The organism is Proteus sp. PR00208 (assembly GCF_016238545.1).
GTDB lineage: Bacteria > Pseudomonadota > Gammaproteobacteria > Enterobacterales > Enterobacteriaceae > Proteus.
The window spans coordinates 1-18,135 of sequence record NZ_JAEHQE010000026.1 but is presented as its reverse complement, the minus strand read 5'-3'; the positions used below and the strand labels follow the sequence as shown (position 1 = coordinate 18,135).

The 18,135-nt window shown below is 39.4% G+C and carries 18 protein-coding genes and 1 riboswitch; of the genes, 3 read left to right on the top strand and 15 right to left on the bottom strand.

Annotated features, from left to right (window positions below):
• Window positions 1-51 precede the first annotated feature (51 nt).
• The 5 genes from JEP36_RS15635 to moaA all read right to left on the bottom strand — a co-directional run bounded on the left by JEP36_RS15635 (window position 52) and on the right by moaA (window position 3,161).
• Window positions 52-762 carry a Bax inhibitor-1/YccA family protein gene (locus tag JEP36_RS15635; protein ID WP_109373985.1) on the bottom strand — a complete coding sequence of 237 codons (711 nt, stop codon included), beginning with the start codon at window positions 760-762 and terminating at the stop codon, window positions 52-54.
• A 194-nt stretch (window positions 763-956) separates the two neighbouring features.
• On the bottom strand, window positions 957-1,418 hold the full coding sequence (moaE, locus tag JEP36_RS15630; protein ID WP_098943826.1) for a molybdopterin synthase catalytic subunit MoaE: 462 nt from the start codon (window positions 1,416-1,418) through the stop codon (window positions 957-959).
• A gap of 1 nt (window position 1,419) precedes the next feature.
• Entirely contained in the window at window positions 1,420-1,665 is a 246-nt protein-coding gene (gene moaD / locus JEP36_RS15625) for a molybdopterin synthase sulfur carrier subunit (protein WP_109373984.1), read from the bottom strand.
• The gene (moaC, locus tag JEP36_RS15620) at window positions 1,662-2,141 is read right to left on the bottom strand and encodes a cyclic pyranopterin monophosphate synthase MoaC (RefSeq protein ID WP_023581221.1); all 480 of its coding nucleotides are present in this window, start codon (window positions 2,139-2,141) and stop codon (window positions 1,662-1,664) included. Before moaC ends, moaD begins: the two co-directional genes overlap by 4 nt.
• Before the next feature lie 39 nt (window positions 2,142-2,180).
• Window positions 2,181-3,161: a GTP 3',8-cyclase MoaA gene (gene moaA / locus JEP36_RS15615; protein ID WP_088493379.1), complete on the bottom strand. Its 981-nt coding sequence runs from the start codon at window positions 3,159-3,161 to the stop codon at window positions 2,181-2,183.
• Window positions 3,151-3,293: riboswitch (molybdenum cofactor riboswitch) on the bottom strand. It overlaps the preceding gene by 11 nt.
• 279 nt (window positions 3,294-3,572) lie before the next feature.
• Between moaA and yvcK the strand changes: the two genes are divergently transcribed.
• A complete protein-coding gene (yvcK, locus tag JEP36_RS15610) occupies window positions 3,573-4,511 on the top strand; it encodes a uridine diphosphate-N-acetylglucosamine-binding protein YvcK (RefSeq protein WP_151434613.1) in 939 nt (312 codons plus the stop codon).
• Window positions 4,512-4,615: 104 nt separating this feature from the next.
• Here yvcK and JEP36_RS15605 read toward each other — a convergent pair whose 3' ends face one another.
• The 6 genes from JEP36_RS15605 to bioB all read right to left on the bottom strand — a co-directional run bounded on the left by JEP36_RS15605 (window position 4,616) and on the right by bioB (window position 11,850).
• Window positions 4,616-5,566, bottom strand: a complete 951-nt coding sequence (locus JEP36_RS15605) for a DUF1266 domain-containing protein (protein ID WP_198620438.1) — start codon at window positions 5,564-5,566, stop codon at window positions 4,616-4,618.
• A 188-nt stretch (window positions 5,567-5,754) separates the two neighbouring features.
• On the bottom strand, window positions 5,755-7,764 hold the full coding sequence (uvrB, locus tag JEP36_RS15600) for an excinuclease ABC subunit UvrB (protein WP_198626133.1): 2,010 nt from the start codon (window positions 7,762-7,764) through the stop codon (window positions 5,755-5,757).
• Window positions 7,765-8,234: 470 nt separating this feature from the next.
• Entirely contained in the window at window positions 8,235-8,918 is a 684-nt protein-coding gene (gene bioD, locus JEP36_RS15595; RefSeq protein ID WP_198630443.1) for a dethiobiotin synthase, read from the bottom strand.
• Window positions 8,911-9,675 (bottom strand): malonyl-ACP O-methyltransferase BioC, encoded by a 765-nt coding sequence (gene bioC, locus JEP36_RS15590; protein ID WP_198620435.1) that lies wholly within the window; start codon window positions 9,673-9,675, stop codon window positions 8,911-8,913. The genes bioD and bioC overlap by 8 nt, the downstream gene beginning before the upstream one ends.
• Window positions 9,650-10,813, bottom strand: a complete 1,164-nt coding sequence (gene bioF, locus JEP36_RS15585; RefSeq protein WP_198630442.1) for an 8-amino-7-oxononanoate synthase — start codon at window positions 10,811-10,813, stop codon at window positions 9,650-9,652. The genes bioC and bioF overlap by 26 nt, the downstream gene beginning before the upstream one ends.
• A complete protein-coding gene (gene bioB / locus JEP36_RS15580) occupies window positions 10,813-11,850 on the bottom strand; it encodes a biotin synthase BioB (RefSeq protein WP_160230084.1) in 1,038 nt (345 codons plus the stop codon). The genes bioF and bioB overlap by 1 nt, the downstream gene beginning before the upstream one ends.
• A gap of 103 nt (window positions 11,851-11,953) precedes the next feature.
• On the opposite strand from bioB, the gene bioA reads away from it, so the two are divergent.
• Window positions 11,954-13,228 (top strand): adenosylmethionine--8-amino-7-oxononanoate transaminase, encoded by a 1,275-nt coding sequence (bioA, locus tag JEP36_RS15575; protein WP_198630441.1) that lies wholly within the window; start codon window positions 11,954-11,956, stop codon window positions 13,226-13,228.
• A gap of 60 nt (window positions 13,229-13,288) precedes the next feature.
• Here the strand turns inward: bioA and pgl are convergent, their stop codons facing one another.
• A complete protein-coding gene (gene pgl / locus JEP36_RS15570; protein WP_198630440.1) occupies window positions 13,289-14,278 on the bottom strand; it encodes a 6-phosphogluconolactonase in 990 nt (329 codons plus the stop codon).
• 149 nt (window positions 14,279-14,427) lie between these two features.
• Between pgl and JEP36_RS15565 the strand changes: the two genes are divergently transcribed.
• On the top strand, window positions 14,428-15,249 hold the full coding sequence (locus JEP36_RS15565; RefSeq protein WP_109373973.1) for a pyridoxal phosphatase: 822 nt from the start codon (window positions 14,428-14,430) through the stop codon (window positions 15,247-15,249).
• A 67-nt stretch (window positions 15,250-15,316) separates the two neighbouring features.
• Here JEP36_RS15565 and modC read toward each other — a convergent pair whose 3' ends face one another.
• Genes modC through modA form a run of 3 tightly spaced genes read right to left on the bottom strand, consistent with a single transcriptional unit; the run spans window position 15,317 to window position 17,855 of the window.
• A complete protein-coding gene (modC, locus tag JEP36_RS15560; RefSeq protein ID WP_198620430.1) occupies window positions 15,317-16,381 on the bottom strand; it encodes a molybdenum ABC transporter ATP-binding protein ModC in 1,065 nt (354 codons plus the stop codon).
• The gene (gene modB / locus JEP36_RS15555) at window positions 16,375-17,067 is read right to left on the bottom strand and encodes a molybdate ABC transporter permease subunit (protein ID WP_160230862.1); all 693 of its coding nucleotides are present in this window, start codon (window positions 17,065-17,067) and stop codon (window positions 16,375-16,377) included. Before modB ends, modC begins: the two co-directional genes overlap by 7 nt.
• Before the next feature lie 17 nt (window positions 17,068-17,084).
• Window positions 17,085-17,855: a molybdate ABC transporter substrate-binding protein gene (gene modA, locus JEP36_RS15550; RefSeq protein WP_198630439.1), complete on the bottom strand. Its 771-nt coding sequence runs from the start codon at window positions 17,853-17,855 to the stop codon at window positions 17,085-17,087.
• Window positions 17,856-18,135: the final 280 nt, after the last annotated feature.

Sequence of the window (18,135 nt, the reverse complement as noted above, 5' to 3'; positions counted from 1 at the left end):
TTATTTTTTATGCTGTTTTTAAATTACGTTTATCCGTAGATACCGTTAAAATTAACGACGGTCGCCTAAAATACGCAGTAACATTAAGAACAAGTTGATGAAATCTAAATAAAGCGTTAATGCCCCCATAATTGAGTAACGGCGCATATTTTCTTTATCTTCTTGGTTAATTTCATTACCCATATCTTTTAATTTTTGTGTGTCGTAAGCAGTTAAACCTGCGAAAATCAACACACCAGCATAAGAGATAACCATGCTCATCATTGAGCTTTGCATAAAGATATTCACGATAGAAGCAATAATGATACCGATAAGCCCCATAAACAGGAAGCTACCCATACCCGTTAAGCTACGCTTAGTCGTGTAACCGTAAACACTTAATGCACCAAACATCGCAGCACAAATAAAGAAAGTGCTAGCAATTGAAGATGCGGTATAAACCAGTAATACGCTTGAGATAGTCACACCAGTTAGCACGGAATAGAGCATAAACAATGAGGTTGCCATTGCGCCACTCATTTTATGAACCATACCAGATAACACGAAAACTAACCCTAATTGAGCAATGATCAGACCAAAAAAGACGACCTTGCTAGAAAAAATCATTGATAATAATGCTTCGCTTGATGCAACGTAGAGTGCAACAAACGCAGTGAGTAACAGACCTACAGTCATCCAACCATAAACCTGAGCCATAAAGGTTTGTAGGCCAGAACCTGTGCGCTGTACGATTGAATCATTTGAACGTGAAAATCGATCCATGATGATTACCCTTTAATCATAGTGATAACGTTAGGTTTAACAATAACGTTTATTTCAGTAAAAAGTCCATTATGGACTCATTAGAATTTAATTTTATCACACTGATTTTACATTTCCACGAATTAAACTGTATGAAATGTCACCATAAAATAAATTTAAGTAAAGTAATGTAGCGTTTAATTCAGTGTGATGATTTATTCCCAGCGTTCAGCCGAGTCATAATCACTTTGGCGTGCATCAACCCATCTGTCGTTGTTTTCAGAAAGCCCTTCTTTTTTCCAAAATGGTGCGCGTGTTTTTAAGAAATCCATAATAAATTCAGCAGATTCAAATGCACTATTGCGATGAGAACTGGTGACACCGACAAACACTATCTCTTCACCAATATGCAAAGTTCCAACGCGGTGAATAACACTTACACGCTGTAAAGGCCAACGAGAGCGAGCTTCATTCACAATATCTGTTAGTGCTTTTTCAGTCATTCCTGGATAGTGTTCAAGCGTGAGCGTACTTACTTCATCACCGAGATTATGATTACGAACTTTACCCGTAAATGTCACAACAGCACCATCGCTGTCACACTCTGAAAGCCATTGGTATTCATCACCAACACTAAAATTTTCGGTTTGTACTGAAATACGAGTTGATGCGCTCATCTTATCCTCCTGTAACAGGTGGGAAAAAAGCGATTTCATCACCATCATTAATAACGTGAGAACCTTGAACAAAGGATTGGTTTACCGCAGAGAGTAACTTGCCATCTTCTAATGCGAGTGACCAACGTTCACCTTTAGTAATTAATGCCTTACGTAAATCATCTACTGTGTGGTATTTACAATCTAATTCAAGCGAATCAACACCCACTAATTCACGGACTTGAGCAAAGAAGAGAACCTTAATCATGCTTCCACCTTAAAGTGACCTGATTTACCACCTGTTTTTTCTAATAAACGTACAGGTCCTATCACCATATCTTTTTGAACAGCTTTGCACATATCATAAATCGTCAACGCAGCTACCGATGCCGCAGTTAATGCTTCCATCTCAACCCCTGTTTTACCCGTTAAACGGCAAACAGATTCAATACGTACGCGGTTGGATCCTGTGAGTGCTTCTAAACGCACTTCAACTTTAGTTAATAACAGCGGATGACATAATGGGATTAACTCCCATGTTCTTTTTGCTGCTTGAATACCTGCAATTCTTGCGGTCGCAAATACATCACCTTTATGATGTTTGCCTTCGGTGATCATGCTTAATGTTTCTGCTGACATTTCAACAAAGGCTTCAGCACGCGCTTCTCGCACTGTTTCAGCTTTAGCGCTAACATCCACCATGTGAGCTTCACCGGCAGCATTAATATGAGTTAGTTGAGACATGCACAACTCCTGAAATTAACGAAATAACAGAGCGAAAAACTATCCACCAATCACAGATAAGTTCGGTGTAATACCGCTATCGCCTTGATGAAGAAAATGGGTTTCTCGTTTATGAAGAAGACCACCCTGGATACGCTGTTGTAATGCTTCTTGTTGACTATCATCAGCAAGCAGATCGCGTAAAGGAATACCATTTTCACCAAATAAGCAAAGATGGAGATTACCAATGGCCGAAACACGTAAACGGTTACAGGTTAGGCAAAAGTCTTTTTCATAAGGCATAATAAGACCGATTTCACCTTGATAATCAGGATGGGTAAATACTTGAGCAGGCCCGTCACTACGAGCGCGAGGAATTTGTAACCAACCTTCATTGAGTAAACGCTGGCGAATAACTTCACCAGACAAATGAAAGCGGTTGAATATATCACTACCGTCACCAGTTTCCATTAATTCAATAAAGCGCAGCTGAATGGGTCTGTCTTTGATCCAATTTAGAAAATCAGGGAGGTTTTTATCATTTACATTGCGCATCAACACAACGTTGACTTTGACTTTTTCGAAACCTGCGGTAAATGCAGCATCAATACCTTCCATCACTTGGCTAAATTTATCTTGCCCTGTAATAGCATGGAATTGACGAGGATCGAGGCTATCAACACTCACATTAATTGCACTTAAACCGGCATCACGCCATTGAGCGACATCACGAGATAATCGATAACCATTTGTTGTAACTGCAATTTTTTTGATAGCCGCATTGTCTTTAATGGTTGCGATAATATCAGTAAAATCACGACGCATTGTAGGCTCACCACCAGTTAGGCGAATTTTTTCTGTCCCTAATGCAGCAAAAGATTGTGTCAGTCGGCTGATTTCATCTAACGAAAGAAATGATTTATGACCGTTAGGCTTATAACCATTAGGTAGGCAATAAGTACAACGAAAATTACACACGTCTGTAATTGAAAGACGTAAATAGAAAAATTTGCGGGAAAACGCATCAACGAGTTGTTGCATAGTAACACCTTTCCAAATCGGGAGATGCGGGCATTTCTACCTTGCACCCTGGTGACTTGTTTCGTCACGGCCAGAACATCATATCTTGTAAACACATGACTTAGACGTTAAGGCTAGGAGTTAATCTTTACCTGTTTTTCACAGGTTTCTAATACCTATATATTTATTGTGGATTCTACCTGCTAATCTTTCAAAAAGCGAATAATGTTTTCGCTATATAATTTATAATACAACGACTTACGACACTTTAATCACTTTAATAACATAAGTAAAAACACTTTCATTGATTAAATATTAGGCTATCAAAAGTAAAATTAAACTAGGAATGTGATGAAATCACGTCGTGATCATAGGCTTAAAATTTAATTGTGATAAATTAGCGGCAAATTTTTAAAGATGAGTAGAACAAATATGCGAAATCGCACGCTAAGTGATTTAGATCGTGTTGTTGCCCTTGGTGGTGGTCATGGCCTTGGACGTGTGCTTTCAGCACTCTCCTACTTAGGCTCTCGTCTCACTGGTATTGTTACAACAACAGACAATGGCGGTTCTACTGGCCGTATTCGCCAAGAAGAAGGTGGCATTGCGTGGGGCGATATGCGCAATTGTATTAATCAGTTAATTACTGAGCCTTCCGTTGCTTCTGCAATGTTTGAATACCGTTTTTCTGGTACAGGCGAACTGGCAGGACATAATTTAGGTAATCTAATGCTTAAAGCACTTGATAACTTAAGTGTTCGACCTTTAGAAGCCATTAATCTTATCCGCGGATTATTAAGAGTGAATGCTCACCTTATTCCTATGTCTGAACAAGCCGTTGACCTTATGGCGATAGATGACCAAGGAAATGAGATTTATGGTGAGGTCAATGTTGATATTTTACCAAAGATCCCCCAAAAGCTTGATCTCTACCCTAAAGTACCGACTACACGAGAAGCCATTGAAGCGATTGAACAAGCAGATTTGATCTTAATTGGTCCCGGTAGCTTTTTTACCAGTTTAATGCCTTTATTATTACTACCAGAACTTGCACAAGCATTACGCCGTAGCAGTGCAACAACCATTTATATTGGTAATTTAGGCAAAGAACTAAGCCCTGCGGCTGCCAGTATGACGATGTCTGATAAAATCGCCATGATGGAGAATTATATTGGTTTGCAAACCATAGATGCCGTGATTATTAGCCCTGAAACACAATATGAATCGATGAAAGGTCGATTAATTGTGCAAGCTCAATTGGAAGCCAAAGATATTCCTTATCGTCACGACCGTCATCTATTAGGCAAAGCTATTGAGTTAACGTTGCAACAATTAGGGCAACGTAATGCATCACCTCAGACCGTTAAATAGTATTTAATTACCTACTTTCATAAAAAAACCGCATTTGCAATAAACAGCAAGTGCGGTTTTTTGTCGACAAAAACACAATATCACTATTGGTTTTCAACGTGTTATTAGCTATTAAGCTGCTTTAATGTAATACGCTGACTAATCACTTCTTCAATTTCGTCGAGCGTCATTGGTACATCATTTTTCATCAAACCAAGACCCGCTACAGTACGAGAAAACGACATTAAATCTAATGGAGGCAACTCCATGACCCAATTCTCTTCTGTTGCCAACGTATCTTCCGCATTCAGAATATTTTGTATAACATCCGTAAAAGCTTGATGAGAAGATACCCAATCTTGATCGCCACTTGCCCAAAACCAACGAGCAGCAATAAAATTTCTCCACATATCTTCCCAACCATCATAAATCCGACGCAACATTGATGCGCTCATTAATGACCATGTTTGGGCTTCTTGTTGAGTAATATAACCTTGTTGGCAACCTTCTAAACAGAGCTTGTTAAAACGACAGAGATCCCAAATAAGGTATTTCACATTTTGGATATTCATGCGATTTGTGCTCATCATATCGATTTGCCATAAACGCTCATTTTTATCGTGTTCAGTTAACTCAGAAAGTAAAATATCATTTTTTAATGACTGAACATCGTCTTCTTTACCATCCAAAATTTGGTCACGTAGCTGATAAAAATCATTGGTGTGACCTTGAGTGAGCAACCAAAATAGTTGATAGACTAAATCCCAACGGTCGTTAATTCCCCAACCTGCTGATAATCCACCATCATCTTTACCTTTATCATATTCGTTATATGCCCACTCATTCATTGCGGCATAAGGTGCTGCAACATATAAACCCCATTCATTGGGTAACAACTGACCTGACGTATTTTCTGCTTCAGATAAAATGGGCTCCTGCCCCGCTGTTGATGGTTTTTGCAACTCACTATCTTGTACAGCAAATTTGCGTAGCCATTTAAAAAGCATAATAAGAAGAATAACACCAAGAATTACCCCAGCAGAGCTGGGAAACCCTGCATAAACATAACCACTCATTCACTATCCTTAATGTCTTTTTTATCTTTGTAAATAATTGACGCTTTGTTTGTGGTGGTATTTAAACAGTTGAACGCCATTAAGGGAATATCAAACAAGGCAAAAAATGGAAGATAGAAGATAAAAAGGGATAATCCCTGTAAAAATACGGATATCCCTTTATTAGTTTGTGAACTTAATTTATCTAATTAAGAGTTAGCAATAAATTGAGCTCGTAACGCTTGCAACTTATCACGAGTACTCGCCGCTTTCTCAAATTCAAGATCTTTTGCATATTGATACATTTCGGCTTCTAAACGTTGGATCTCTTTTTCCAATTCAGCCGTTGATAACAACGGATAATTTTCATGGATATCTGTTGCTTTGTGCCCTTTCTTATTACGTCCCTGAGAAGGCTGACCAATCTTGAGAATATCACCAACTTTCTTATTTAATCCTTTAGGCACAATGCCATGCTCAAGGTTAAACTGTTGTTGTTTCTCACGACGACGTTCAGTTTCGCTTATCGCTCTCGCCATTGAATCGGTAATTTTATCGCCATATAAAATCGCTTTACCTTCAAGATTACGAGCCGCACGACCAATTGTCTGAATCAATGAACGCTCTGAACGTAAGAAGCCTTCTTTATCAGCATCTAAGATCGCCACCAAAGAGACCTCTGGCATATCCAAACCTTCTCGAAGTAAGTTGATACCCACTAATACATCAAACTCACCTAAGCGCAAATCACGAATGATTTCGACACGCTCAACCGTATCAATATCAGAGTGCAAATAGCGAACACGTTCACCATGCTCTTCAAGATATTCCGTTAAATCTTCTGCCATCCGTTTTGTCAGTGTTGTTACTAATACACGTTCGTTTTTCGCTGCACGAATACGAATTTCAGAGAGTAAATCATCGACTTGTGTTGCCACAGGCCGCACTTCAACAATCGGATCAAGTAAACCTGTTGGTCTTACAACTTGCTCAACAATTTCATCACCCGATTTTTCAAGTTCATATTTACCCGGTGTTGCTGAAACATAAATCGTTTGTGGTGCTAACGCCTCAAACTCTTCAAAACGTAATGGACGGTTATCAAGCGCAGAAGGTAAACGGAAGCCATATTCAACTAAGGTTTCTTTACGGGAACGGTCGCCTTTATACATTCCACCAATTTGAGGAATAGTAACGTGTGATTCATCAATTACGAGTAAACCGTTAGCAGGAAGATAATCAAATAAGGTTGGTGGTGGCTCACCGGGGCCTCTACCTGATAAATAGCGTGAATAGTTTTCGATACCGGAGCAATATCCCAACTCATTCATCATTTCGAGATCAAATTGAGTACGCTGTGTCACGCGTTGCTCTTCAACAAGTTTATCGTTAGCTAAAAGTACTTTGCGTCTATCTGCGAGTTCTTTTTTGATCTCTTCCATCGCTTCAAGAATACGTTCACGAGGTGTGACATAGTGCGTTTTAGGATAAACAGTAAAACGAGGCACATTGTAGTGAATTTGCCCCGTTAAAGGGTCAAACAGTGAAAGGCGTTCAACTTCTTCATCAAATAGCTCAACACGTAATGCATAATCGTCAGATTCAGCAGGGAAGATATCAATCACTTCACCACGGACACGAAATGTCCCCCGCTGAAAGGCTTGATCATTACGAGTATATTGTAAGTCAGCTAAACGGCGTAAAATGGCACGCTGGTCGATTATCATGCCGTTAGTCAGGTGAAGCATCATTTTTAAATAGCTATCGGGATCACCTAAACCATAAATGGCTGACACGGATGACACCACAATGACGTCTTTACGTTCTAGCAAGGCTTTAGTAGCAGATAAGCGCATTTGCTCGATATGTTCGTTAACAGAAGCATCTTTTTCAATAAAGGTATCAGAGCTTGGAACATACGCTTCTGGCTGATAATAATCATAATAAGAAACAAAGTATTCCACTGCATTTTCAGGGAAGAATTCTTTCATCTCACTATAAAGCTGTGCCGCCAATGTTTTATTTGGCGCTAACACCATAGTCGGACGATTTAGATTGGCGATCACATTGGCAATCGTAAAAGTTTTACCTGAACCTGTTACCCCTAAAAGAGTTTGATGAGCAAGACCATCATCTAATCCTTCACAGAGTGAGGCAATAGCGGCAGGTTGATCACCACCTGGTTTAAATTCAGAATGCAGTTTGAAATCTTTGCTCATATTTTCTTCTCCTCGCTGGCCCTCCCTATAATACTGGATAAAAATCCAGCTTCAATCTCTATCTGATAAAATTTGTCTGAATAATTAGCATAAGTTATCCCCAATTTTGGAACTGGGATTTTTCCAAAAAGCAACCCCCTTTTTTATGAATTATTCAAAGAGACACACCAACACCACTCTCTCTATTGATTTTATTTAATTAATTGATATATAAGAATTAAAAATAAAAGTTGAGAATAACACCAATCTTTAGCAATGCCTTGTGTTCTCTCTATTTAGCGTATTTTTATAATGGTAATACACAAGGTTATCCACAGGAATAGTGGATAACTACACAAAGTTGTTATCTCTCGGTAGGTTACGTCTTTTTTTCCACCTTAAAATATCCCTCAAAATTGACGAAATTTATTTTTTTTATTTTTTTATTGGTATAAAAAATAGACTTTTATAATTTACTTAATAACGGTCTATCAACTTAGTTTTAAACAAGAAAGATCAAGATAAGGAGTGAAATTATGCTCTTTTACTTCATTTAAATAGGGTATTTTGCCTAAGAATGGTGCTTTAATATGCTGTTTTAATGTTGCCAAATATTCTTTCTGATATCGTCCCGCAGGTTCAACTTCATTTGCAACCCAACCCGCCAATGTTAAACCAGACTGAATAATTGCTTGTTGCGTTAATAACGCATGATTAATGCAACCCAATTTAACACCTACAGTCAAAATAACAGGTAGATTTTCATTGATAGCCCAATCAGAGAAAAATTGATTTTCTGACAGTGGAGTAAACCAACCACCAGCACCTTCAACTAAAACCCAATCAGCTTGCTGCTTTAAGTAAGACAAGCCTTCTGACATCACATCAAAATCAATAGGCTGATTCATTTCTTGACTGACAATATGCGGCGATGTCGGCGTTTCAAAGCAATAAGGGTTAACGCGGTGATAATCTAATTTTACTGTGCTGAATTTTTGCAATGTTAACGCATCCGAGTTACGTAAACCTTCATTCAACCACTCACTTCCTGATGCTACAGGTTTATAGCCCACGGTTCGATACCCTTGGTGCGCAGCACATTGTAATAGAGCACTGCTTACTACAGTTTTACCCACTTCTGTATCTGTGCCTGTTAAAAACCATATTTTAGCCATGTGATATTTTTCCTATAACAATTTGATAAGTGAGTAAATATTTTCCTGAGTCTGTTTTCCACACATTTTCTAATGCATGGAGTTTTTGTCGTGTCATCAAGCCTTTTTGGCGATCACCTTGCACAAAATTGGCACCAACGCCCTTCAAAGAAGCAAAGAGCGCATGTAATGAATCATATTGTTCTGTGACAATTTCGGTAGAAAATTGGCAATGGAAACCAGCACAGGCGTTCTCGATATCTTGAGGGGATAAAAAGGGATTAACATGTTCATGATTATCAAGCGATTGCCAAGCGTCTCTGACTTCTTGTAATGTCGACGTGGCAAGTGTTGAAAAATAAAGTGCTCCTTTCACATTTACGGTGTTCATTAACGTTTTAACGGCAACAGATAAATCATCACACCATTGCATCGCTAAATTGCTAAAAACAATATCCACACTTTGTGGCGTAATCGCACAGTGCTCTATATCACTTTGTAGATAGCCATGGGCTCGCTGTTGCTGTTTTGCCACTTGTAACATTGAATGTGATAAATCAAGCGCAATAACAAACTTGCCTTGTTGCTTCCATTTTTGACTGAAATATCCCGTTCCACATCCTGCATCTAACACAATATTGCCACTATCATGACGTGTTAAATCCATTAATTTATTGCCGCTATAGCGCTGAATATTGGCGTGATTATCATAATGAATCGCAGCTTTACCAAATGTTTGAGCTATACGTTGTTTATCTGTTTTGACTGAAGAAAGCATGAAGCGTCTCGATTAACAGCTTAATATCTGAAAGGTGATGGCGAGTCGTTAACGTTATTCGTAAACGTGCACTTTGAGGAGGTACGGTAGGTGGAAAGATTGCTTTTATCCAAAGCCCTTTAGATTGCAGATAATCTGAAAGTGTTTGGCACAATTGTTCATCACCAATAATTACTGGCTGAATAGCGGTTTGCGAAGGCAATAATTTAATAGGGAGCGAAGCCAAACCTTGGCGAAAGGTATAAATTAATTGTTGAAGATATTCCCGCTCACTATCAGCTTGCTTAATCACATTCAGTGCGGAATTTAAAGCCACAGCTTGTGCCGGTGGCATTGAGGTACTGTAAATGAGATGGCGAGCATATTGTTCAAAAAATTCAGCAGTTGGCTTGTTGCAAAGCACAGCCGCCCCACTCACACCAAAAGCTTTACCAAAAGTTACGACCAATAATTCAGGTTTAATAGCCGCTTCATCACAACTGCCTCGACCTTGTTTACCTAAAACACCTATACCATGCGCATCATCGACCATTAACCAAGCATGGTGCTTTTGGCTTATTAATGCAGTTTCTCTTAATGGCGCTTGATCGCCATCCATGCTAAATACCCCTTCTGTCACCACTAGGATTTTATTAGCAGACGTTTTATTGAGTCGTTGAGATAAAGAATCTGGCGAATTATGCAAAAAGCGCCACAACGTGGCGGGTGATAATGTGGCTGCTTCCATTAATGAAGCATGGCAAAGTTTATCAGCAATAATGATATCTTCTTTTTCAAGTAATGCCGAAATAACGCCTTGATTGGCACTGTAACCAGATGAAAATAACAGCGCATTATCGTAACCTAACCAATCCGCTAAATGTTGTTCTAACTGCGCATGAGCTTGTGTAAAACCAGTGATATGTCCTGAACCGCCACTCCCCACACCATATTCATTCGCACCTTGTTGCCACGCGTTAATCACATCGGCATGCTGGCTAATACCTAAATAATCATTGCCTGAAAAATTAAGATACTTTTCGCCTGATATCGTGGTTAGAAAGCGCCCATTAGAATGATTTATCACTTGGCGTTTTCGCCATAATGGCGTATTTCTACGCACATTAAGTTTTTCATCTAAATAGTTTTGCCAGCTCATTACAGTGCCGCGTTATAAAATTGTTCAGTGTCTTTATTGGCAACAGCGTGCATTAGCGCTTCTTCTTGCTGATTATCGCCCATTGATACCGCTAACCGCTCTGGATTTAGGCCTAACTTGCGGAATAATTGGTGATCTTTATCTTCAGTCGGATTAGTTGTCGTTAATAATTTGCAACCGTAGAAAATAGAGTTAGCCCCAGCCATAAAGCAAAATGCTTGTGTCTGTTCACTCATTTGCTCTCGCCCAGCAGAAAGACGCACATAAGAACGCGGCATCATGATACGAGCAACGGCGATAGTACGAATAAAATCAAAAGGATCGACATCCTCATTATCTGCAAGTGGTGTCCCTTTTATTTTGGCAAGCATATTAATAGGTACACTTTCAGGAGGCTGTGGCAAATTGGCTAATTGCACCAGCATTGCCGCGCGATCTTTAACTTCCTCGCCTAACCCTAAAATTCCGCCAGAACACACTTTAATACCCGCATTACGCACTTTATCAAGCGTATCTAAACGGTCTTGATAAGTGCGTGTTGTCACGATACTGCCGTAAAATTCAGGTGAGGTATCAAGGTTGTGGTTATAAAAGTCCAGTCCTGCATCTGCTAATCGGTTAGCTTGTGAATCATCTAATTTGCCGAGTGTCATGCAGGTTTCCATACCCAACGCTTTAACTTCTTTTACCATTTGCTCAAGGTAAGGCATATCGCGCTCATGCGGATTTTTCCATGCCGCGCCCATACAAAAACGTGTTGAACCTGCCGCTTTTGCTTTTTTCGCAGATTCAATCACTTGCTGTACTTCCATTAAGCGCTCTTTTTCTAATCCCGTTTTATACCGCGCGCTTTGGGCACAATACTTACAATCTTCAGGACAAGCCCCTGTTTTAATAGAAAGCAAAGTGCTCACTTGAATTTGTGAAGGGTCAAAATGTTGACGATGAACTTGTTGTGCTTGAAAAACCAAATCTAAAAATGGCATATCAAACAATGCTCTGGCTTCTTTTAATGTCCAACGTTTTAGTGCGCTCACAATACAATCTCCTTTTTAAAAGTGATTGCCAGTTTAAATAATAGGGTTATCATGTCAACTAAAATTGATCACCATTGGTTTACATGATTAAGTGAAAAATATAATGACACCTGAAGATATCGCTTTCGATTTACGCCACATTTGGCATCCATACACTTCGATGAGTAATCCGTTACCTGCTTACCCTATCGTCAGTGCAAAAGGCGTTGAATTAGTCTTGGCCGATGGTAGAAAATTGATTGATGGAATGTCTTCATGGTGGGCTGCAATTCATGGATATAATCATCCAGAACTCAATAATGCCGTTACAACACAGCTCAGCAATATGTCTCATGTGATGTTTGGTGGCATTACTCATCCACCAGCAATATCACTTTGTCGAAAATTATTAGCGATAACACCAGAGCCTCTTGAATGCATATTTCTCGCAGATTCTGGCTCGGTTGCTGTTGAAGTTGCGCTTAAAATGGCTTTGCAATATTGGCAGGCTAAAGGTGAAAAACGCCAACGTATTGTGGCGTTAAAACAGGGCTATCATGGCGATACATTTGGTGCCATGTCAGTGTGTGATCCAGATAACTCCATGCACAGTCTTTACAAAGGTTATCTGCCTAATCATCTCTTTGTGGATGCGCCAAAAACAGGTTTTTATGAAGAATGGGATCCCGCTGATATCCACTCATTACGCTCAACGCTAGAGCAACATCATCAAGAAATTGCTGCCGTTATGCTTGAACCCATTGTTCAAGGGGCTGGTGGAATGCGAATTTATCATCCCGAATATTTGAAACACGCAAGAGCCTTATGTACTGAATTTGATGTGTTATTAATTGCAGATGAAATAGCCACTGGTTTTGGTCGAACAGGTAAGCTGTTTGCCTGTGAACATGCTGAAATATCGCCAGATATAATGTGTGTAGGTAAAGCATTAACAGGTGGATATATGACGTTATCGGCAACCTTAACCACGCGCCATATTGCAGAAACCATAAGCCAAGGCGATGCAGGATGCTTTATGCATGGTCCTACCTACATGGGAAATCCTTTGGCTTGTGCAGTTGCTGATGCCAGTTTATCTCTATTAGCAAAAGGCGATTGGGTAAACCAAGTTGCAGAAATTGAAAAACAACTAAAATGCGAGTTATCACCGTTAAAACAGGCAAAAAGTGTGAAAGATGTGCGTGTTTTAGGCGCGATTGGTGTGGTTGAAATGCATGAGCCTGTCAATATGGCAAAATTACAAAAAATCTTTGTTGCTGAAGGCGTTTGGATAAGACCTTTTGGTAAGCTGATTTATATTATGCCACCATTTATTATGCCACCAGAAAACCTCACTAAACTCACTCAAGCTATTGAGAAAGTTGTTAATCTCTCATAAACCTTTTATAAAAAATAAAACCTCTAGCAAGGAAATATTTTGCTAGAGGTACAGTAATCTTTACTTCGTCACAACGGTAACCCACATAGCGCCTTTACCTACTGGGTAACACGCTAACTCAGTTAATGCGCCAGTGTGTTTATCAATACGAGAAACCGACGCAAAATCTGATTTTTGGCCACAAGAAATCAGATAATTTCCTGTGTTATCAAGATTAAAACCACGAGGCTGTGTTTGTGTTGGGTAATAACCCACAGGTTGCAGATAGTCGCCCGCCTCTGAAATTGCCATCGCACAAATAAAACTTTCAGAGCGTTCGCTTGCATAAAGAAAACGGCCATCTGGTGTAATATGAATATCTGACGCCCAACGGGTACTGTTAAATGTTTCAGGCACAATATCGACCGTTTGCATTAAGCGATATAAATCACCCATACGACGATATATATTGATTGTCGCATCTAATTCATTAAGGCAATAAAACACATCACCATTAGGATGGAATGCCATATGACGGGGGCCCGCATTTTGTGCTGTTGTCAGCTCTTCAGTACCCGCTTCTGTTAAACGACCGTCTTCTGATAAATCAAATAAACGGATATGATCTTCACCTAAGCAAGGCACAATCAGTTGTTTATTATTCCAATCGATGTTAGATGAATGAGGCTTATTTAAGCCTTCAATAATTTGAATAGGTGATTGAGGGATCCCCTTCGCATTAATAGGTAAAACAGCTAAATTACCCTGATGATAAGAAGGAACAAACAAAAAGCACCCTGTTTTATCTAAGCATAAATGGACAGGCGTGCTTGGAATTGACGTTGTCGCCTTTTGTTCTAACTGACCATCAGAAGCTATCGCAAATGTCACCACACTAAAATGAGGACGAATACCCACATAAAGGTATTTTCCATCAGCACTTGCAATCATTGGTTGCACTTGCCCTGCAACCTCAACAACCTGCAATAAATCCATTTCACCTTCGGTGTTTAACGCATAAACATGAATTTGCTGACTCTCTGGACTTGCTACGTAGACTACCTGTTTCATCCCTTCTCCTTAAAACCCATTACCCATTGATTTATAAAGAATAATAGAATAACTAACGTTTGATTGTAACGATTAAGCTAGTTTATCTTTTATTGGTTAACGTGTAACATCAACACCATTGCATCTTAATACTATCAAGGGGCTTATTTATGTCATATCGCGTTATTGCTTTGGATCTTGATGGCACACTGCTTGATGACCAAAAACGTATCCTGCCAGAATCTTTAGAAGCACTCAATCTTGCAAGAAAAGCAGGCGTTAAAGTTTTAATTGTAACAGGTCGTCATCATGTTGCTATTCATCCATTCTATCAAGCGCTCGATCTTGATACCCCTGCAATCTGCTGTAATGGAACTTACCTTTATGATTATATTGGTAAAAAAGTATTAGAGTCTGATCCACTAACTACACAAGAAACCAGAGCTGTATTAGATCTCGTTAAACAAACCGATATCCATCACTTGGTTTATGCCGACGATGCAATGCTTTATGACCAATTATCCTCCCCTGTTCAACGCACTTTAAAATGGTCAGAAACATTACCTATCGCACAACGCCCTAATCTCGTTAAAGTCGATGATTTCTATAAAGCCATGCATGATGTTAATGCAATTTGGAAAATAGCCACTACAACGCCTGATCACGATGAATTGCGTACTTTAGTTGAGAAAATTGAGCAACAAGTAGGCTTAGAGTGTGAATGGTCTTGGATTGATCAAGTTGATATCGCCAAAAAAGGCAACAGCAAAGGCCGTCGTTTACAACGCTGGGTTGAAGCAAATGGCATGAGTATGAATGATGTTATTGCCTTTGGTGATAATTTTAATGATCTTAGTATGTTAGAACATGTTGGTTTAGGTGTTGCAATGGGTAATGCTTCAGATGAAGTAAAAGCGCGCGCTAAAATGGTCACTAAAGTGAATTCACAGCCAGGTATTGCTGAGACTATCCATAAATATATTTTGTCTTGATCACTCTCTTTAAAAGACAAAAACCTCATCTAAGATGAGGTTTTTATGTATTGATAAAACGAAAAAATCAAAGATGGCGACTTAGCGAAATACTTTTTATTTGCGCATAAAGCCATTGTCCTTCTTGGATATTTAATTCATCTTTTGCCCAAGGTGTGATCCTCGCCCATAAATAATTGCCATCATTGACAAGTTTTACATCAACTTGACCATCATTCGTTATGGTTTCAACCACTTTCATATGCAAAATATTACGAATACTACTATTTGAAGGACGAGTGGTAGTCAGTGATACATCAGAAGCATCAATACGCACACGCACATCACGACCGATTTTCGCCTCTATTTGAGGCAACCACAGCACTTGATTACCAAAAGCCGTTGCCGTCATATCGTAATGGCTATGGTGTTCTACCACCATGACATTGGCGATGCTACTTAACGTCTCTTTTTGTAACCAAGGACGTAATGCACTACTTGCCCATACATCTTCTAGCTTACCTGTCGCCTTAATTTTTCCTGCATCCATCACAATAACATTATCTGCAAGTCGAATAATTTCATCAAGGCTATGGCTCACATACAAAATAGGAATTTGTACATCTTGAGAGAGCTTTTCTAAATACGGCAGTAACTCACGTTTACGCGGTAAATCAAGCGATGCTAAAGGTTCATCCATTAGCATAATATCAGGAGCTGTCAGCAACGCTCGTCCAATAGCAACACGTTGCTTTTCACCGCCTGATAAGGTGATAGGAAAACGCGAAAGTAAATGTTCGATGCCTAATAAGTAAATAATGCGATCAAACTGCACTTTCATTGTCGGTGACATACCGTAAAGCAGATTTCCTCTCACTGTGTAATGAGGAAACAGCCGTGCATCTTGGAATACATAACCCACTTTACGTTTTTCAGGTGGCAGATAAATTTTCTTTTCAGTATCAACCAGTGTGTGATTATTTAATACAATCCGCCCTGAATCTGGTTTGGTTAACCCGCCAATCACATTAATCAGTGAAGTTTTACCCGCACCAGATAAACCAAAAACTGCCGTAATACTTTCTGTTGGCAGTTCAGTATTTACTTCCAGACGCAGTGATCCTAGCGCCTGTTTAAAATTCATCTCTAGCATACGCCCCCCAATCTTTTACGACCCCAACGAGTTAGCCACTCTGAAGCCATTAAAGAGACGAGCGCCAAAATAATTGCAATCACACATAAACGGGCGGCATCCATTTCCGCACCTGGTGTTTCAATCAAGGTATACATTGCCAGAGGAATGGTTCTTGTTTCCCCTGGAATATTGGAAACGAAAGTGATTGTTGCGCCAAATTCTCCCAATGAGCGCGCAAATGCCAACACAATTCCTGCGATGATCCCTGGCATAGACAAAGGTAACGTTATGGTAAAAAAGACTCGCAACGGCGAAGCCCCTAAGGTTCTTGCAGCTTGCTCCATGCGTTGATCGACAGCTTCTAATGCTAGTCTAATTGCCCTTACCATCAGTGGAAATGCAACTACTGCGGATGCAAGTGCTGCGCCTCGCCAACTAAAGGTAAAGCTAAAACCAAACCAGTTATACAACCATTCACCAATAAATCCACGTCTCCCCATACTGATCAGTAAAAGATAACCGACCACAACAGGTGGCAGAACTAAAGGTAAATGAATAATGCTATCAAGCAATGATTTACCAGGAAAACGTACCCTAACTAAAAGCCAAGCCATAAAAATACCAAAAGGTAGACTGATTATAACTGCAACAGTCGATACCTTAAGGCTTAGTATGATGGCTTGCCATTCGTATTCACTTAACATCTCCAAAAGTATAATTCCTACAGTGGGCTAAAGCCGTATTTCTTAAAGATTTCTGCGGCTTGAGGTGTTTTCAGATAGTCATAAAAATCACGAACTACTTTATTGTCCTGACCCTTTACAACTGCCATTGGATACTCAACAGGTTTGTGGCTATCAGCTGGGAATACGCCGACCACTTTCACTTTATCACTCGCAACCGCATCAGAACCGTATACGATACCTAATGATGCTTCATCACGTTCAACTAGCGCCATACCGCTACGCACGTTATTAGTACGAGCCATTTCTGGGCTTACTGTATCCCATGCACCTAAATATTCTAATGATTCTTTAGCATAGATACCAACAGGCACATGATCCGGATCGCCAACAGCTAATTTTCCGCCATTAAGTAAGGATTTCCATTTGGTTTCCTTATTAATAACAACGTCATTTAATTGACTATCTTTAGGGGCAATGAGTACTAAATCATTACCTAATAATGTATGACGTGAATCTGCAACCATTAAATTTTTATCAATGACATAGTCCATCCACTGCTGATCTGCTGAAATAAACAGATTTGCAGGTGCGCCCTGTTCAATTTGACGAGCTAGTGTTGAAGAAGATGCATAAGATGCAACAACTTCAGTTTGCTTTTCTTGCTTATATTGTGCCGAAATTTCATTAAGAGCATTAGTAAGAGAAGCGGCCGCAAATACCGTTACTTTTTCCGATGCAAAACTTTGACTCACTAAAGCAAAAGAGATAACCGCACCAGCAAGTAACTTACCTGATAATTTTTTCATGTTCTAATTCCACTTAAATTAAAGGATGACCACGCTGTATATACCAAGATACAGCGTAAAATGAAAGAATTAGATGTTAGAAACTAGTTATATATCAATAAATATAACCATAAAAATAAGGATAAAAAACAAATAGAGAAAAGGTTATATACTCTAAATAATTTAAGTCACAGCTAGGCGAAAAATGAATGAGTCACTAGGAGCATACATAAGTATGTGACTAGTGCGAATGAGTGTAGTCAACACCGCTGTGGCTTGAAGTATGACGAGTATGGCGAAT

What these genes read in the sequence shown, in the direction of transcription:
- bioF (WP_198630442.1), bottom strand. Translation starts at nt 10,813, where the DNA reads ATGAGCTGGCAAAACTATTTAGATGAAAAACTTAATGTGCGTAGAAAT.
- moaE (WP_098943826.1), bottom strand. Translation starts at nt 1,418, where the DNA reads ATGAGCGCATCAACTCGTATTTCAGTACAAACCGAAAATTTTAGTGTT.
- JEP36_RS15635 (WP_109373985.1), bottom strand. Translation starts at nt 762, where the DNA reads ATGGATCGATTTTCACGTTCAAATGATTCAATCGTACAGCGCACAGGT.
- bioA (WP_198630441.1), top strand. Translation starts at nt 11,954, where the DNA reads ATGACACCTGAAGATATCGCTTTCGATTTACGCCACATTTGGCATCCA.
- JEP36_RS15565 (WP_109373973.1), top strand. Translation starts at nt 14,428, where the DNA reads ATGTCATATCGCGTTATTGCTTTGGATCTTGATGGCACACTGCTTGAT.
- moaD (WP_109373984.1), bottom strand. Translation starts at nt 1,665, where the DNA reads ATGATTAAGGTTCTCTTCTTTGCTCAAGTCCGTGAATTAGTGGGTGTT.
- modB (WP_160230862.1), bottom strand. Translation starts at nt 17,067, where the DNA reads ATGTTAAGTGAATACGAATGGCAAGCCATCATACTAAGCCTTAAGGTA.
- bioC (WP_198620435.1), bottom strand. Translation starts at nt 9,675, where the DNA reads ATGCTTTCTTCAGTCAAAACAGATAAACAACGTATAGCTCAAACATTT.
- moaC (WP_023581221.1), bottom strand. Translation starts at nt 2,141, where the DNA reads ATGTCTCAACTAACTCATATTAATGCTGCCGGTGAAGCTCACATGGTG.
- modA (WP_198630439.1), bottom strand. Translation starts at nt 17,855, where the DNA reads ATGAAAAAATTATCAGGTAAGTTACTTGCTGGTGCGGTTATCTCTTTT.
- uvrB (WP_198626133.1), bottom strand. Translation starts at nt 7,764, where the DNA reads ATGAGCAAAGATTTCAAACTGCATTCTGAATTTAAACCAGGTGGTGAT.
- moaA (WP_088493379.1), bottom strand. Translation starts at nt 3,161, where the DNA reads ATGCAACAACTCGTTGATGCGTTTTCCCGCAAATTTTTCTATTTACGT.
- yvcK (WP_151434613.1), top strand. Translation starts at nt 3,573, where the DNA reads ATGCGAAATCGCACGCTAAGTGATTTAGATCGTGTTGTTGCCCTTGGT.
- JEP36_RS15605 (WP_198620438.1), bottom strand. Translation starts at nt 5,566, where the DNA reads ATGAGTGGTTATGTTTATGCAGGGTTTCCCAGCTCTGCTGGGGTAATT.
- modC (WP_198620430.1), bottom strand. Translation starts at nt 16,381, where the DNA reads ATGCTAGAGATGAATTTTAAACAGGCGCTAGGATCACTGCGTCTGGAA.
- pgl (WP_198630440.1), bottom strand. Translation starts at nt 14,278, where the DNA reads ATGAAACAGGTAGTCTACGTAGCAAGTCCAGAGAGTCAGCAAATTCAT.
- bioD (WP_198630443.1), bottom strand. Translation starts at nt 8,918, where the DNA reads ATGGCTAAAATATGGTTTTTAACAGGCACAGATACAGAAGTGGGTAAA.